Source organism: Pantoea agglomerans, assembly GCF_021397715.1.
Taxonomy (GTDB): Bacteria; Pseudomonadota; Gammaproteobacteria; order Enterobacterales; family Enterobacteriaceae; genus Pantoea; species Pantoea astica.
This window is the reverse complement of record NZ_CP090207.1, coordinates 1,279,300-1,295,976: the sequence shown is the minus strand read 5'-3', so window position 1 is coordinate 1,295,976 and position 16,677 is coordinate 1,279,300. Positions and strand designations below refer to the sequence as shown.

Below are 16,677 nucleotides of genomic sequence, written 5' to 3'. Positions count from 1 at the left end.
GCTGCTGACAGCGAGGCTCGCCTGCCCCATCAAAAATGCTGTAACCGGAAAGAGCCGTCTTCACAGTTCTTCAGTTTGAGATCCTCTACCGGCTTGCGATCGTAATATCCTTTATCCGTTTTATAGACCTCAACCACCGAGAGGCTGCGCGGCGTATACTGACTCGTGAAAAGCCCGGTCACGTAATAAAACGAACCGACTTTAGGCCGAAATGAGACGGTATCATACGCGCCATTGGGTTGGATCATGCGAATGGCTATATTATCTTTTGCGCTTACCCAAAACTCACGACGGAGTTCTGGCGTCTCCGGAATTTCAGGAAAGCCCATCAGCTTATTATTTAATTGCGTCTGAAAACCAATGGCATTGTTGGTGTACCCGTTGTCTTTGGCATCCAGATTGATACAGGTTTTGGTTTCAGGATAAACGCGAATGTAATCCAGATTTCGGTTATCGAAGGTGATTCCAACGCGGTCGCCAGTTTCCACATCCTGAAGTTTATGACTATAGGTCGCAACAGAACACCCGGTTAAATTTATAACTAACCCCGCGGCAAGCATCCATTTTTTAAGCATATCAGCTCCTTTGATTAAGATTATCGCTTTTATTTTCTGGCCAGAACGGCCTTTGAAATTATCAGACGGCGTTTTATAAATAAAAACCCATCACTTTTCAACAACGGAGCGTAGTTAAGAAATAATACGCAAAAAAAAAGGCCGCAATGCGGCCTTATGTCAAATTGCTCAGCAATTATGCCTGATATTTACGCATGGTCAGGGTGGCGTTGGTGCCACCGAAGCCGAAGCTGTTGGACATCACGGTAGTCAGCGCTTTTTCCATTGGCTGAGTCACGATATTCATGCCTTCAGCCGCCGCATCCAGTGAGCTGATGTTGATGCTTGGGGCAATAAAGCCGTGTTCCAGCATCAGCAGCGAGTAGATCGCTTCCTGAACGCCTGCCGCACCCAGTGAGTGACCGGTCATGGCTTTGGTGGCAGAGATGTACGGGGTGTTGTCGCCAAAGACTTCACGAATCGCACCCAGCTCTTTCACATCACCCACTGGCGTTGAGGTGCCGTGGCTGTTGAGGTAGTCGATAGGGGTATCAACGCCGTTCATCGCCATCTTCATGCAGCGAACCGCGCCTTCACCTGACGGAGCTACCATGTCTGCGCCGTCTGAAGTCGCGCCGTAACCAACGATTTCAGCATAGATATGCGCACCGCGGGCCAGCGCATGTTCCAGCTCTTCAACCACTACCATGCCACCGCCACCGGCGATAACAAAGCCGTCGCGCTCATTGTCATAGGTGCGTGACGCTTTTTCTGGCGTGTCGTTGTAACGGGTAGAGAGCGCGCCCATAGCGTCGAACTCACAGGCCATTTCCCAGCACAGCTCTTCGCCGCCGCCAGCAAACACGATGTCCTGTTTGCCCAGCTGGATCTGCTCAACCGCATTACCGATACAGTGTGCTGAAGTGGCACAGGCTGAACTGATGGAGTAGTTTACGCCGTGAATTTTAAACGGCGTGGCGAGGCAGGCTGAAACGCCAGAAGCCATCGCTTTGGTGACCACATACGGGCCAACCGCTTTCAGGCCGCGTGGGCTGCGCATTGCATCAGCACCAAACACCTGGAACCGCGGTGAACCGCCGCCTGAACCGGCAATCAGACCCACACGTGGGTTGTTCTGATACGCTTCCACGCTCAGGCCAGAATCTTTAATTGCTTCTTCCATGGAAAGATAGGCATAGATGGACGCATCACTCATGAAACGCACGACTTTGCGATCGATGAGGCCGGTGGTATCTAATTTTACGTTACCCCAGACGTGACTACGCATGCCGGAATCTTTCATCTCTTCAGAAAAGGTGATGCCAGAGCGGCCTTCACGCAGAGATGCCAGCACCTCTTGCTGGTTATTACCAATACTGGAAACGATCCCTAAGCCAGTAATCACAGCACGTTTCATTCAATAATCCTCATCCACTTCTTCTTAATTGACGAGCACTCTAGCGTACACTTGTACGCCGAACAAGTCCGATCAGCCATTTCCTTTTGTAAATTTGCGTCATGTCACGTCGGTCGTTAAAATCGCGCCACTGCCTGAAAAATGAGCCTTTAGCGTGAAATTAACCCCGGTCGAACATGCACAGCTGAACTGGAATGAACAGGGTACACCTGTTTCCCGAGCGTTTGGCGACGTCTATTTCTCCAATGATAACGGTCTGGAAGAGACCCGCTACGTCTTTCTTGGGGGGAATCAGTTACCGCAGCGCTTCGCTCAGCATCCGCGTGAGTTACTGATTGTGGCGGAAAGCGGTTTCGGCACCGGCCTCAATTTTCTGACGCTGTGGCAGGCATTTGATGCCTTTCAGCGTCAGCAGCCGGATGCGATTTTAAAACGTCTGCATTTCATCAGCTTTGAGAAGTTTCCGTTAACGCGCGCCGATTTAACCGCCGCGCATCAGCACTGGCCCGAACTGGCGCCGTGGGCCAGCGAATTGCAGGCGCAGTGGCCAGTCGCCCTGCCCGGCTGTCAGCGTTTACTGTTCGATGGCGGGCGCATCACGCTCGATCTGTGGCTGGGTGATATTAATCAGCTGATAAGTACGCTGGATGACAGCCTGCATCGTCAGGTGGACGCCTGGTTTCTTGATGGCTTCGCGCCGTCGAAAAATCCCGATATGTGGACGCCTGAGCTGTTTAGCATGATGGCAGCGCTGGCGCGGCCGCAGGCCACCTTTGCGACCTTTACCGCCGCTGGCTTCGTGCGGCGCGGACTGCAGCAGGCTGGCTTCAGCGTTACCCGGCGCAAAGGTTTCGGACCCAAACGCGAGATGCTGTGTGGCAGCCTGCAGGATGCCCCGCCGCGGCCCGCAGCCCAGCCGTGGTATGCCCGTCCCGCCAGCTCGTCGCGCGAAGCGGCGCTGATTGGCGGCGGTGTGGCCAGCGCCAGTCTCGCGCTGGCGCTGCTGCGGCGCGGCTGGCGGGTGACGCTCTATTGTGCTGATGAAGCGCCGGCACTGGGCGCCTCCGGCAATCGTCAGGGCGCACTCTATCCGCTGCTTAATCAGCACGATCCGGCTATCGCTACCTTCTTTCCGGCGGCATTCAGCTTTGCCCGTCGTCTCTACGATCGGCTGCCGCTGCCGTATGAACATCGCTGGAGCGGCGTGTTACAACTCGGCTGGGACGAGAAGAGCCGCAAAAAAATTGAACAGATGCTGGCGATGGGATTACCTGACGATGTGGCTTATGGGGTTGATACCGCACAGGCGGAAGCGCTGGCGGGCGTGACGCTCGGCTGCGGCGGGATTTTCTATCCGCAGGGCGGCTGGCTGTCACCGGCCGAACTGACCACGGCGATGCTGGCGCACGGCGAAACCCAGGGATTGCGGATTCACTGGCTGCATCGGGTGACCGGGCTGGCGCATGACGGTGAACAGTGGACGCTGTCGTTCAGCGATCGCCCGGCGGTGCGCCATCCGACGGTGGTGCTGGCGAACGGTCACGCCATCAGCGAGTTTACCCAGAGTGCGCCGCTGCCGATCTATCCGGTGGCGGGCCAGGTAAGTCACGTTCCCTCGACGCCGGAACTGGCTGCACTGCAGACCGTGCTCTGCTACGAAGGGTATCTGACGCCGGTCAGCCCGCAGTTCGGCACCCACTGCATCGGTGCCAGCTATCATCGTGGCGATACCGATACAGCTTATCGGGAGGACGATCAGCAGCAGAACCGCAGTCGTCTGCAGCAGTGCCTGCCCGATAACCCCTGGACCGACAGGGTAGACATCAGCGCGGGCGAAGCGCGTAACGGCGTGCGCTGCGCCACCCGCGACCACCTTCCGATGATCGGCAGCGTGCCCGATTATGCCGCCACGCTGGCAGACTACGCCGATTTACCGGCCCGGCAGGCAGCAGGCGACACGATTGCGGATGCGCCTGGCTTTAACGGGCTCTATCTGTTTGGCGCGCTCGGTTCACGCGGCTTATGCAGCGCACCGCTGGCGGCTGAGGTGCTGGCAGCACAGTTGACGGGCGAGCCGCAACCCGCCGATGCCGCCACGCTGGCCGCGCTGAATCCGAATCGTTACTGGGTAAGAAAACTACTGAAGGGAAAACCGGTCTGACAGGGCGTTGCGGGCGGCGAACCGCCCGGCACCGTTACGCGGAGAGCTGACGTGCCTGGACAAAAAGGTTGTCCCACATACCGACCACTAATGCCTGATCGCGCGGCGACAGTTCACCGGCAGCAATCGCATTTTGCAAACTGCGGGAAACCTGGATCTGTAACGCTTCCGGCGTATGCTCGCCCAGTTGTTCGACTTCAGCCACCGCCAGCGTGAGGTGTCCACGCAGATAACCGCTGGCAAACAGCTCATCGTCACTGGCATGCTCAACCATGTCGTCAATCAGGGCCAGAATACGCGCTTCAAATTCTGCGATCATCTCAATTCCTCTTTTGATAATGCCTTGCTGCATCACAGATCGTCCGGCCAGGGAAACTGCGATGCGCTTAATGAAGGCCTGCCATAAAATTCCGCCAGGGCGGCAATAAAACGCGCGGGACGAGCGGGAATACCGGACGTCAGATAGCTCATGACCTGAGCATGCACTTTACGCTGGAACGCAATGCGATCCGGCTCACAATCTCCGTTGAGATTGTCACAACTGACGTTGAAGGGAAAGCCTGCGGCAACACAAAACATCCATTCAAGCGCCTGTGGCTTCACTTCAACCGCTTCAAACTGGCTCTGGGTCAGCGCATCGCGGCCGTCCGGGCAGTACCAGTAGCCAAAATCGACCAGTTTGCGACGGGCTTCACCCGCAATGCACCAGTGAGAAATTTCATGCAGCGCACTGGCATAAAAACCGTGGGCAAATACCACACGGTTCCACGGCGACTCTGCATCTGCCGGAAGATAGATCGGTTCGTCGTCGCCTTTAATTAGACGGGTCTGAAATTCATCGCTAAAGCAGCGATCAAACAGCGTAATCAGCTGTGTGTAATCGTGTGTTGTGCTCATTGTTATCTTGTCTGTGTTAAAGGTGCAGCGTGGCTAACCACGCCAGAACGGCGCTGCCGTGGCTGTCCCACAGCAATTTAATGCTCATGACGGCGGAGACGATCACCACCATCGGCCGGATCAACCGCTGCCCGCGGGTCAGCACCAGCCGTGCGCCCAGCCGCGCCCCGCAAAACGCGCCCAGCATCATGATCAGGCCGGTTCCCCACACCACTTTGCCGCCGAACATAAAGAACAGCAGGCTACCGAAGTTGGAGGTGAAGTTAAGAATCTTGGCGTGTGCGGTCGCTTTGGCGAGGTTGTAGCCACACAGGGTGACAAACGCCAGCGCATAAAAAGAGCCGGCGCCCGGTCCGAAAAAGCCATCGTAGAAGCCGATACAGCCGCCGCCCACCAGCGCATAAGCGATGCCGTGCAGGCGACGGGCGCAATCCTCTTCGCCAATGCGCGGCATCAGCAGAAACCACAAACCGATCGCAATCAGAAACAGCGGTAACATCTGGCGCAAAAAATCAGCCTGCAGGCGCTGAATCAGCACCGCGCCCAGCACCGAGCCGAGAAACGTCATGCCGATATTCAGCCACTGCTCATTCAGCTTCACCGCACCGCGCCGGATAAAGTAGAGGCTGGCGGAAAACGAACCGCCTACCGACTGCAGCTTGTTGGTCGCCAGCGCCTGCGCCGGTGACAGCCCGGCTGCCAGCAGCGACGGCACGGTCAGCAGGCCGCCGCCGCCCGCGATGGAGTCAATAAAACCGGCCAGCATCGCAACAAAGAACAGCAGCCCAACCAGCAACGGGCTGATCACGAACCAATCCATGTGATCCCTTACAGTAAATGCTTATCCAGCAGGGCCTGACAGGCAGGCGGTAACGGTGGCGGCTCGCGTTTCACTGGCGCACCGGTGCCCGGTTTTTTCGGCAGGAACCAGCTCTGCAGCTCTGCGCCACAGCCATCACCTGGCGGTGGCGCAGGCTGATCTTCACAGCCGATACTGCCAGCCGGACAGCGCAAACGCACATGCATATGGGCGCGGTGGGCAAACCACGGACGCACTTTACGCAGCCAGTCGCGATCCGCACCGGCATCGGCACAGAGCTGTTTTTTAATCGCCGGATTGACGAAGATACGCGTGACCTCATCGTCTTTCGCCGCCAGCTTAATCAGGCTGTCGATCTGCGGTTGCCAGTGACGGGCAATGACGTTTTTATCGCCGGGCCCGACCAGATCGAGCGGCTGCGGCTTCAGTAACTGTTGCGCGCTCCAGCGGGTTTTCGGCAACTGTAGCCAGATATCCACATCAAGACCGGTCTGGTGGCTGGCGTGGCCGCTGCTGAAGCGCCCGCCCGCGGCCATGCCCATGTCGCCAATCAGTACATTACCCAGCTGCAGGTTATGCACCTGGGTGCTGAGCCGCTGAATGAACTGGATCAGGTCAGGATGGCCAAAGTAGCGCCGCTGATCCTGACGCATCACCTGATAATACGGCGAATTGAGCGGCAGCGCCTGAGCCCCCACAATACAGCCGTTGGCAAAGCCGCCGATCGACTGCGGCGCGCCGCTGATCGGCTGCTGAATTTGTTGCCACGGCGTCGCCGCCAGGCTGGAGGCGCTGAACAGCAGCGCGCTAAGCGTGAGCAGAACTGTTTTCATCGAATCACCAGCGCGGCACGGTGCTGTTAACGTCACCGTTCTGCGCGCGCTGACGCAGCAGATGATCCATCAGGACGATCGCCATCATCGCTTCAGCGATCGGCACGGCGCGGATCCCGACACAGGGATCGTGACGCCCTTTGGTGATCATCTCCACCTCTTCGCCGTCGCGGGTGATGGTTTTGCCCGGCACGGTGATGCTGGAGGTCGGTTTCATTGCGATATTGGCGCTGATGGTCTGACCGCTGCTGATACCGCCGAGAATGCCGCCGGCGTGGTTACTCTGGAAACCGGTGCGGCGAATTTCATCACGATGCTGGCTGCCGCGCTGATTGACCACCGCAAAGCCATCGCCAATCTCGACGCCCTTCACCGCGTTGATGCTCATCAGCGCATGGGCCAGATCGGCATCCAGCCGGTCAAACACCGGCTCGCCGAGGCCTGGCGGCACGTTTTCCGCCATCACCGTGACTTTGGCGCCAATCGAGTCGCCCTCTTTTTTCAGGCCGCGCATCAGTTCGTCCAGCGCATCCAGCTTGTCAGCATCCGGGCAGAAGAATGGGTTCTGTTCAACGATCTCCCACTGTTTCAGCTCGCAGGCGATATCCCCGATCTGCGCCAGATAGCCGCGCACCACCACGCCATGCTTCATCTGCAGGTACTTTTTAGCAATCGCCCCGGCCGCCACGCGCATCGCGGTTTCGCGCGCCGATGAACGGCCGCCGCCACGGTAGTCACGCTGACCATATTTTTGTTCGTAGGTGTAGTCGGCATGGCCCGGACGGAACAGATCTTTAATCGCGCCGTAATCCTGCGAACGCTGATCGGTATTCTCAATCAGCAGTCCAATGGAGGTCCCGGTGGTGACCCCGTCAAACACACCGGACAAAATTTTCACCTGATCCGGCTCGCGGCGCTGCGTGGTATAGCGCGAGGTGCCCGGACGACGACGATCGAGATCGTGCTGAATATCGGCTTCCGTCAGCGGTATACCTGGCGGCACACCATCAACGATGCAGCCCAGCGCAACACCGTGAGACTCGCCAAAGGTGGTTACTCGAAAAAATTGTCCGATGCTGTTTCCGGCCATTGTGGTTCCTTGTTACGGTTTGGCGGGCGAGGCTTCGCCCCACGTTTAGTCTTTGTAAAAAGAGAAATGATGTTGTGCGTCGACAATCTGCTGGCGCGTCAGCATAAAGACGCCGTCGCCGCCGTTGTCGAACTCCAGCCAGGTAAACGGCACATCGGGATACTGTTCCATCATGTGCACCATGCTGTTACCGACTTCACAGATCAGCACGCCCTGCTCGCTGAGATACTGCGGCGCGCAGGCCAGAATGCGGCGCACCAGCTTCAGGCCATCGCTGCCGGCTGCCAGCCCCAGTTCCGGCTCGTGGTGATATTCGCCCGGCAGATCGTCCATATCTTCCGCATCGACATAAGGCGGATTGGTGACGATCAGATCATATTTCAGCGGCGGCAGCTCACGGAACAGATCGGCGCGAATCGGCGTCACCTGCTGCATCAGCCCATGCTCTTCAATATTTTGCTCAGCCACGGCCAGCGCATCGGTGGAGATATCGACCGCGTCAACTTCCGCCTCCGGGAAGGCATAGGCGCAGGCGATGGCGATACAGCCGCTGCCGGTACACATATCCAGAATGTGACGCGGTTTCTCGCCGATCAGACCGGCAAAGCGATTCTCGATCAGTTCACCAATCGGTGAACGCGGCACCAGTACCCGCTCATCAACATAAAATTCGTGGCCGCAGAACCAGGCTTTGTGGGTCAGATAGGCGACCGGAATGCGCTCATTGACGCGGCGAATCACCCGCTCGACGATCAGATGACGCTCGCTGGCGGTCAGGCGCGCATTGCGCATCTCTTCCGGAATATCCAGCGGCAGCCAGAGGGATGGCAGGACCAGTTGAACGGCTTCGTCCCAGGGATTATCTGTGCCGTGCCCGTACCAGATTCCGGCAGCGGAAAAGCGGCTGACCGCCCAGCGCAGCATGTCCTGAATGGTGTGCAGCTCATTCACTGCCTCATCGACGAAAATTTTGTCCACGTAGCCCTCCGCAGGCCATTTGCTAAATCGGCCGATAGTGTGCCATGAAGCCGGGGAGAATTCAGCGCAGCAAGGTGAAAAAGCTGACATTTAATGACACTTAACGGTAAGGTATCGCCATCTGCTGTCTGACAGCCTTTTCTGATATGACCGGCCCGCCATGAGTAAAAAAACGCCCTTGAGCCAGGATGATAAAGCGCTGTTTCGTCAGCTAATGACCGGAACGCGTCAGCTAAAACAGGATACCTTTGTGCACAAACCGCGGGTGAAAACCCGTGAAGTGCCGGTAAAGCGTCTGCTCTCGGAGCAGGCGGACAACAGTCACTATTTTTCGGATGAGTTTCAGCCGTTGCTCTCAACCGAAGGCGCAACGCGCTATGTGCGCGCGGATGTCAGCCATTTTGAACTGAAGAAACTGCGGCGCGGCGACTATACGCCAGAGATATTCCTCGACCTGCATGGCTTAACCCAGCAGCAGGCAAAGCAGGAACTGGGCGCGCTGATCGCCGCCTGTCGCCGTGAGCATCTGTTTTGCGCCAGCGTGATGACCGGCCACGGGAAACATATTCTGAAGCAGCAAACGCCACTGTGGCTGGCGCAACATCCGTGGGTGATGGCTTTTCATCAGGCACCCAAAATGTTTGGCGGAGACGCCGCACTACTGGTGCTGATTGAGATTGAGGAGTGGCAACCGCCTGAATTGCCCTGAGAGGAAGGGCCGAAGTTTCGGCCCACAGACGTTAAATCGCTTTTGCCAGTTTGCGCGGACTGACCTGCCACAGCAGTTTGCCTTCGCTCCGGGCGGGATCAAACTCCACACAGGCGATAGCCGAAGTAGCGAACATCGGCGGCGCTTCCTGCGGGCAGAGTTCTGACACTAAATACCCGACCAGGGGTAAATGTGAAATCACCAGCGCCGATTTCACGCCTTCGTTTGCCAGGGTTTGCAGATAGCAGCCCACCAGCCCCGGATCGCCGCCCGGCGTTAATTCAGGTAAGACTTCCTGGCCTTCCGGCAGAGGGAATGCCTCACGTACCGTCGCGAGCGTTTGTTGCGCACGCAGATAGGGACTGACCAGCACACATTCTATGTCTGGCGTCTGACTGTTAAGCCAGTTAGCCATCTGGCGTGATTCATCACAGCCACATAAGGTTAAAGGCCTGACCGAATCACTTGCTGCTTCCAGAGCTGCATCGCCGTGACGCATGATAAAAACTTGCATAAAGCACCGCTGTTGTTTGTCGACATCGCCCGACGCATCGCGCCTGACTCTTCACTCTGCGAGTGAACGCTGTGTTGTACCCTAATGGCTTCAGTATAGTCAACCGGTTGTTTATTAAATAAGCACTTCTCAGATTCCTGCTGCGGCGCACACTCTGGCGACGCTTTTCTAACCCGCTGAATCGGAGTGGATATTCCGATTCAGTCAGAAATGTAAAATTTCGTCTATTCTGCGGCGGCCTTGATCAGCGCCTCACAGGGGGCGAAACGTTCGCCATGCTGCTGCATTAGCCGGGTTAATCTGTTGACCCGCTCCGCCGCGCCCAGTTGTTCCATATAATGAAAGGGACCGCCGAGAAAGGGCGGAAAGCCGATGCCAAAAACTGCGCCGATATCACCATCGCGCGCGCAGCGAATCACCTGCTCATCCAGACAGCGCGCCGCTTCGTTCAGCATCATCATCACGCAGCGTTCGGCTATCTGTGCCTCGCTCTGCCGAGCCTGTGGGGTAATGTTCAGCAAGGCGTAAAGCGACGCATCCGGTTTTTTACGCTGCCAGCGTGGCTGATCGTAGCGGTAGAAGCCCTTGCGGTTTTTACGCCCCTTGCGCCCATCCTTCAGTACCGCCTCAAACGCAGTGGGCGCGGCAAAACGCTCGCCGTAGGCCTGCTGCAGAATCGGAGAAATTTTGCTGCCGACATCAATCCCGACCTCATCCAGCAACTGCAGCGGGCCAACCGGGAAACCAAATTTCACCAGCGCACGATCGATATGTTCAATCGGTTCGCCTTCCAGCAGGCAACGCATTGCCTCATTGATATAGGGCGCCAGAATCCGGTTAACGTAAAAACCGGGCTGATCCGCCACCACAATCGGCGTTTTGCCCTGGCTGCGCGCCAGCGCCACAGTGGTGACCAGCGTTTCGCCAGAGGTATTCAGATGGGGAATCACCTCCACCAGCGGCATCTTCTCCACCGGACTGAAATAGTGCAGCCCGATGACATTTTCCGGCCGCTGCGCCCCGGCAGCGATCTCCTCAATCGGCAAGGAAGAGGTATTAGAGGCAAAAATGGTCTGCGGCTGACAGTGCGATTCAATCTCGCGCACCATCTGCTGCTTGAGCGCCAGATCTTCAAATACCGCTTCAATCACCACATCACGGTGGGCGAAGCCCTGATAATCGATGCCGCCGGTAATGCGGGCCATCTGCTGCTGACGCTGAGCCGGCGTGATCTGACGGCGTTTCACCTTTTTGCTCAGCAAATCCCAGCTGGTTTTCAGCGCATGGTTGACGCCCGCCAGGCTGATATCTTTTATCCGCACCGGCAACCCGGCGTTGATCGCGCTGACGCTGGCGATACCGCCGCCCATCAGACCGCCACCGAGAATGCCGATGCTGCGCACCGGACGCGGCGTGGCGTCACCGCCCGGCTCTTTTTTCATCGCGGTGGTTGCGAAGAACAGACCGCGTAACGCAACCGATTCTGGCGTCATTGCCAGTTCACCAAAGGCGCGTGCTTCAGCCTCATGCCCCGCGCGGCTGCCCTGCTCCAGCCCGACTCGCACCACCTCAATGATGCGTTTCGCCGCCGGGTAGTTACCCTGGGTTTTAGCGGCGGTCTGGCGGGTTGCCAGCGCAAACAGCGCCTGACGCGCCACCGGTCCATGCAGCAGCCGATCGCGCAGCGGCAGCGTGCGGCCGCTGACCTTGCCCTTTTTCACTCTGGCAATCGCCGTTTCCAGCAAGATCGCCTGCGGCACTGCATCATCAACGATGCCCAGTTTACGTGCCTGCTTCGCCCGCAGGCTTTTGCCGGTCAGGATCAGCGGCAACGCCTGCTGCACGCCAATCAAACGGGGCAATCGCTGCGTGCCTCCTGAACCGGGCAATAAGCCAAGCTGGACTTCCGGCAGGCCGAGGCGGGTTTTATCATCCAGAGAACAGATGCGTGCATCGCAGGCCAGCGCCAGCTCAAGCCCACCGCCGAGGCAGGCACCGTGAATCGCCGCCACCACCGGGAAAGGCAAGGCGGCCAGCGCCGCCATCACTTCCTGGCCCTGCTTCGCCAGCGCTTCAGCCTCTGCGGCACTCTGGCAGCGATCGATCATGCTGATGTCTGCACCCGCTATAAAGTTGTCAGCTTTGCCCGAAATCAGCACCAGCCCCGCCAGTTGCGGGTCGCGCCGCGCCTCGGCAATGATGGCGGTGATCTGTCCGGCAAATTCCGCTTTGAGGGTGTTCATCTTCTCGCCCGGCACGTCGATGGTGATGACGCCAACGTGATCCAGCCGCATCTGTAAATGAAAAGCACTCTGTTCCATTATTCGGCCTCCAGAACCATTGCCGCACCCAGACCACCCGCCGCACACGCGGTGACCAGCCCTAACCCGCCGCCGCGCCGCCGCAGTTCGTTCAGCGTCTGGGTGATCATCCGCGCACCGGTAGCGGCAAAAGGATGACCGTAGGCGATCGATCCGCCCAGTACGTTAAAACGCTCTTCATTCACTTCGCCCAGCGCGTGTGGCCGATTAAGCACCTCGCGGGCAAAGCGCTCGTCACGGAATAGCTGCAGGTTACTCAGGGTCTGGGCGGCGAAGGCTTCATGCATATCAATCAGGGTCAGATCGGCCAGGGTGACGCCGGCACGATCCAGCGCCAGCGGTGAGGCGTACGCCGGACCCAGCAACATATCCTGCTGTACGCCGATGGCGGTAAAAGCATAGCTGCGCAGATAGCCCAGCGGTTGCAGGCCCAGCTCACGCGCGCGTCCTTCGCGCATCAGAATGACCGCGGCGGCGCCATCGGTCAGCGGCGTGCTGTTGGCCGCGGTGACGCTGCCATGCTGGCGATCGAATGCCGGACGCAGCCGGGCATAGTCTTCCGCCTTTGCATCCATACGCACGTTATTATCCTGGTCGATCGGTTTTTTCCACGGTGGCACCAGCGCCGCCATCACTTCCTGTTGCAGCACGCCCGATTGCCAGGCTTTAGCGGCATGCTGATGAGATCGCAGCGCCAGCGCATCCTGCGCCTCGCGGCTGATGCCGTGGCTTTTAGCCATCTGCTCGGCGGTATCGCCCATTCGCAGTCCGGTTGAATACTCGGCTACCGCAGGCGGTACCGGCAGCAGATCGCGCGGACGCAGGCGGCGCAGAATCTGCAGTTTTTGCTGCAGGCTGCGGGCTTTATTGAGATCGACCAGCGCCCGCGCCAGGCTTTTGCTGACGCCAATCGGCAGCACTGATGACGAATCCGCGCCACCGGCGATGCCGGCAGAGATAGTTCCCGCCATCAGGCTTTCGCAAACGTTAGCCACCGCCTGAAAACTGGTGGCGCAGGCGCGGCTGACGCTGTAGGCGTCGGTATGAACGCTCAGGCCGCTACTCAGGACAATTTCGCGCGCAATGTTTGGCGCTTCCGGCATCTGCACCACCTGACCAAACACCAGTTGATCAATCACTTCCACCGGCAGTTCACTGCGCGCCATCAATTCGCTGACCACCATCCGGCCCAGTTCCACCGCCGGAATGCCGTGGAAGCCGGTCGCCTGGCGCAGAAAAGGGGTGCGTAACCCGTGGGTAATCGCGATGCGTTCGCCATCGCGCGTCAGCAGCGGCTGCGCTTTGCTCATTGTTCTCACCTGTGACTCGGGACCGTGGCGTCATTGCCTGAAGAGGTCTGACCTGATCCCAGTGTTAACCACAAGCGGGTGAGTCGCCAATATCGAAAGGGAAAAAGTGCGAAGGGAAACACGAAAATGAAAAACGCCGCGCTGAACGCGGCGTCGGGCGGGTTAGCGTAAACCGAGCTGGAAAATCAGGGTTTCTGCCTGGCAGCAGAAGGTGAAATCGATATCAAGCTGGACGCCCTGATCCACCTCGCTGAAGCGCGCCTCAATCAGACAGGGATCGGACTCTACCTGGCGGGCACGTTCGGTCAGACTGGCCAGTTTGGCTTCCGCCTCAGTGCGCTGGGCAAACCACTCCGACCAGCTGGCGGTGCAATCGGTATTATCCATTACCGTGCCAACATCAACACAACAGCAGGCAGCGGTTTCTGTCGCACTGCATTTTTTAATGGCATCAGTCATTATTTTCTCCTGACGATAGGTCTGGTGGGATAAGCAATTTTATACGCCAGATTTTACCTCTTCGGCTAAAGATGCGCCACGAAGCGGTAGCTAAGTGACGAATATCACAATAAAATTTGATCCAGAACAAACTGGACTGGTTATGCTGTGCTGCGCCAGCTCAGTTTTGTTACGCAGATCGAATTTTAAGCGATCAATCCTGAAATATTTTAAAAACAATATTGCAACATGCACACAGGTCGGACCTATACTCTCCGCACTGGTCTGATATGTACGATTTACATCAGTCCCTACAATCCGCCGTCCCTTGTTACGCGACGTAATAACGTTAAATAATAATTCACATGAGGTTGTGGTCATGAACCATAAAAACCTGTTTGCAAAGTCAGCCGTGGCGGCTGCAGTGGCACTTGTCTCTTCACACGTTTACGCAGCTGGGTTTCAGTTAAATGAATTTTCTTCGATTGGTTTAGGTCGCGCATATTCAGGCGAAGGCGCAATGGGCGATACCGCCGCATCCGCCAGCCGTAACCCGGCAACGATGGCATTAATGGATCGTCCGGCATTCTCTATTGGCGCGGTCTATATCGATCCGGATGTCAATATCAGCGGTCGCAGTCAGAGCGGTCGTAGCCTCGATGCCGATAATATCGCCCCGAATCAGTGGGTGCCGAATATTCATTACGTTCAGCCGATTAACGATCAATGGTGGATCGGTGCTTCTGCCACCTCCAATTATGGCTTAGCGACAGAGTTTAATAATGGTTACACCGCCGGTGGCTATGGCGGTAAAACGGACCTGATGACCGGAAACTTTAATCTCAGCACCGCTTACCGGCTGAATGAACATTTCAGTGTTGGGGTGGGATTTGATGCCGTCTATGCCAAAGCCAAAATTGAGCGTTATGCCGGTGAATCAGGCGCGGCATTACGTATTCCGGCCGATACCCAGGTCGCCCATCTGAAAGGCGATGAGTGGGGCTACGGCTGGAACGCCGGCATCCTGTATGAAGTGGATGAAAATAACCGTTTCGGCTTTACCTATCGCTCGGAAGTAAAAGTCGATTTTGATGGTGATTACAAAAGTAATCTCCCTTCCGCCCTGAACGCGGTTAATAATCCGCAGCAGTCGGGCATCCCTTTCGGCACCAACGGTTCAACCATTCCTGGCGCACTGACGCTTAACCTGCCGGAAATGTGGGAAGTGTCAGGCTGGCACAAAGTAGCACCGCAGTGGGCGGTACACTACAGCATGGCCTATACCAGCTGGAGCCAGTTCCAGGAGCTGAAGGCGACCGGTTCTAACGGCCAGACCCTGTTCTATAAAGATGAGAGTTACCGCGATGCCTGGCGTATTGCATTGGGGACGACCTACTTCTATGACCAGAACTGGACCTTCCGTACCGGTATCGCCTTTGATGACAGCCCGGTTCCGGCCGATAAGCGCTCAATCTCGATCCCGGATCAGGATCGCCTGTGGCTCAGCGCCGGTACCTCCTATGCCTTCGACGATCACGCCTCAGTCGATGTCGGTATCTCTTATATGCATGGTCAGAACGTAACGGTCAAAGAAGGTCCTTATACCTTTAATTCCGAAGGTAAGGCCTGGCTGTATGGCGCGAACTTTAACTATAAGTTCTGATGCGCAAAGGCAAACAACAAGGGCGACTCAAATGAGTCGCCCTTTTTACTGGCAGAAACCGATGCTGGCGAAAAGTTACTGCGCGTCGATATCCTGCAGATCGTCCTGAATCGCTGCCGCGTTCGGGTTCTCTTCCGGCTTGAGCTTGCCGCCGCGCGCCAGGAAATCGTGACGCTGGAAATAGGCGTTGCGGATAAAGGCGTAGGGATCGCTTTGCTGTTTCAGGATCGCATCCGAGTCAAGCAGTTGCGCCCGCGTCTCAATACCTTCCAGCGTCCATTTACCAATCGACATCGGCCAGGTCAGCCAGCCCAGAACCGGATAGAGGGTATCGACGTAACCGCCGCCATCCTGACGGAGGGTAAAGCTGCCGTAAGCCGGCAGTTCTACGTAGGGACCATATCCGACGCCATAGTGCCCCAGCGTGGTACCGAAACGGTGCGGCTCTTCACGCGCCAGCTCCGGATTGGCTTTACCAGCCACGTCAATGAAGCCGCCCAGGCCCAGCACGCTGTTCAGGAAGAAGCGGGTGAAGTGAATGCCCGCATCCCGTCCGTTGCCGACCAGAATGGCGTTGACCATGCTGGCGGGCTCTTCGAGGTTGCCGAGGAAATTACTCAGTCCGGTACGGGCCGGTACCGGCACATAATCGCGCCAGGCCACTGCCACCGGGCGCAGCACATAGGGGTCCAGCACGTTATAGTTAAAGTTAAACATCGTGCGGTTGAAGCCTTCGAACGGATCGCTGCGCTGAGCGGGTTCGTCATTCGCTGGCTTCGAACTGGCACAACCTACCAGAAGGAGGCTGGCGACAGCCAGGCTGGTCAGGCGATAATTCATTCCATTCTCCCTGTGCGGATGAAAAAAGGTCTGCCCATTTTCAGGCGGCAGCCCGGTAACGAACCTGCATATCCCATCAGCATAGCTAACTTCACGTCAGCCGGGGTTGCCACGGGGTCCGCCTGAACGTGA

General features: G+C 57.3%; 16 protein-coding genes. 3 read left to right on the top strand and 13 right to left on the bottom strand.

Features of this window, described 5'->3' with window-relative positions; all coding sequences use genetic code 11:
* Nucleotides 1-29 precede the first annotated feature (29 nt).
* Nucleotides 30-575, bottom strand: coding sequence for a hypothetical protein (locus LZU96_RS06260; protein WP_233987504.1), 546 nt, complete (start codon nt 573-575; stop codon nt 30-32).
* A gap of 175 nt (nt 576-750) precedes the next feature.
* A complete protein-coding gene (fabB, locus tag LZU96_RS06255; RefSeq protein WP_094119745.1) occupies nt 751-1,971 on the bottom strand; it encodes a beta-ketoacyl-ACP synthase I in 1,221 nt (406 codons plus the stop codon).
* Between the two features lie 154 nt (nt 1,972-2,125).
* Between fabB and mnmC the strand changes: the two genes are divergently transcribed.
* Entirely contained in the window at nt 2,126-4,132 is a 2,007-nt protein-coding gene (mnmC, locus tag LZU96_RS06250; RefSeq protein WP_233987503.1) for a bifunctional tRNA (5-methylaminomethyl-2-thiouridine)(34)-methyltransferase MnmD/FAD-dependent 5-carboxymethylaminomethyl-2-thiouridine(34) oxidoreductase MnmC, read from the top strand.
* A 34-nt stretch (nt 4,133-4,166) separates the two neighbouring features.
* On the opposite strand, the gene LZU96_RS06245 is transcribed toward mnmC, so the two are convergent.
* The 6 genes from LZU96_RS06245 to prmB are packed head-to-tail and all read right to left on the bottom strand — an operon-like array spanning nt 4,167 to nt 8,750.
* Nucleotides 4,167-4,451, bottom strand: coding sequence for a YfcL family protein (locus LZU96_RS06245; RefSeq protein ID WP_003854283.1), 285 nt, complete (start codon nt 4,449-4,451; stop codon nt 4,167-4,169).
* A gap of 32 nt (nt 4,452-4,483) precedes the next feature.
* Nucleotides 4,484-5,029, bottom strand: coding sequence for an elongation factor P hydroxylase (locus LZU96_RS06240; RefSeq protein WP_233987502.1), 546 nt, complete (start codon nt 5,027-5,029; stop codon nt 4,484-4,486).
* A 16-nt stretch (nt 5,030-5,045) separates the two neighbouring features.
* Complete coding sequence (locus LZU96_RS06235) at nt 5,046-5,849, bottom strand: sulfite exporter TauE/SafE family protein (protein WP_233987501.1); 804 nt, start codon at nt 5,847-5,849, stop codon at nt 5,046-5,048.
* Nucleotides 5,850-5,857: 8 nt separating this feature from the next.
* Complete coding sequence (gene mepA / locus LZU96_RS06230) at nt 5,858-6,682, bottom strand: penicillin-insensitive murein endopeptidase (protein WP_233987500.1); 825 nt, start codon at nt 6,680-6,682, stop codon at nt 5,858-5,860.
* Nucleotides 6,683-6,686: 4 nt separating this feature from the next.
* Nucleotides 6,687-7,772: a chorismate synthase gene (aroC, locus tag LZU96_RS06225; RefSeq protein ID WP_233987499.1), complete on the bottom strand. Its 1,086-nt coding sequence runs from the start codon at nt 7,770-7,772 to the stop codon at nt 6,687-6,689.
* A gap of 45 nt (nt 7,773-7,817) precedes the next feature.
* Nucleotides 7,818-8,750: a 50S ribosomal protein L3 N(5)-glutamine methyltransferase gene (prmB, locus tag LZU96_RS06220; RefSeq protein WP_233987498.1), complete on the bottom strand. Its 933-nt coding sequence runs from the start codon at nt 8,748-8,750 to the stop codon at nt 7,818-7,820.
* 160 nt (nt 8,751-8,910) lie between these two features.
* Between prmB and smrB the strand changes: the two genes are divergently transcribed.
* On the top strand, nt 8,911-9,459 hold the full coding sequence (smrB, locus tag LZU96_RS06215; protein ID WP_094121033.1) for an endonuclease SmrB: 549 nt from the start codon (nt 8,911-8,913) through the stop codon (nt 9,457-9,459).
* Between the two features lie 31 nt (nt 9,460-9,490).
* Here smrB and sixA read toward each other — a convergent pair whose 3' ends face one another.
* The 4 genes from sixA to LZU96_RS06195 form a co-directional block, all read right to left on the bottom strand.
* Nucleotides 9,491-9,973, bottom strand: coding sequence for a phosphohistidine phosphatase SixA (gene sixA / locus LZU96_RS06210; RefSeq protein ID WP_233987497.1), 483 nt, complete (start codon nt 9,971-9,973; stop codon nt 9,491-9,493).
* 224 nt (nt 9,974-10,197) lie between these two features.
* Entirely contained in the window at nt 10,198-12,294 is a 2,097-nt protein-coding gene (fadJ, locus tag LZU96_RS06205; RefSeq protein WP_233987496.1) for a fatty acid oxidation complex subunit alpha FadJ, read from the bottom strand.
* A complete protein-coding gene (fadI, locus tag LZU96_RS06200) occupies nt 12,294-13,604 on the bottom strand; it encodes an acetyl-CoA C-acyltransferase FadI (RefSeq protein ID WP_094121031.1) in 1,311 nt (436 codons plus the stop codon). The genes fadJ and fadI overlap by 1 nt, the downstream gene beginning before the upstream one ends.
* Nucleotides 13,605-13,766: 162 nt before the next feature.
* Complete coding sequence (locus LZU96_RS06195) at nt 13,767-14,063, bottom strand: YfcZ/YiiS family protein (RefSeq protein WP_233987495.1); 297 nt, start codon at nt 14,061-14,063, stop codon at nt 13,767-13,769.
* Between the two features lie 358 nt (nt 14,064-14,421).
* Here LZU96_RS06195 and fadL point away from each other — a divergent pair, with 358 nt between their 5' ends.
* A complete protein-coding gene (gene fadL / locus LZU96_RS06190; protein WP_233987494.1) occupies nt 14,422-15,705 on the top strand; it encodes a long-chain fatty acid transporter FadL in 1,284 nt (427 codons plus the stop codon).
* Between the two features lie 75 nt (nt 15,706-15,780).
* Here fadL and mlaA read toward each other — a convergent pair whose 3' ends face one another.
* Entirely contained in the window at nt 15,781-16,545 is a 765-nt protein-coding gene (mlaA, locus tag LZU96_RS06185; protein WP_233987493.1) for a phospholipid-binding lipoprotein MlaA, read from the bottom strand.
* Nucleotides 16,546-16,677: the final 132 nt, after the last annotated feature.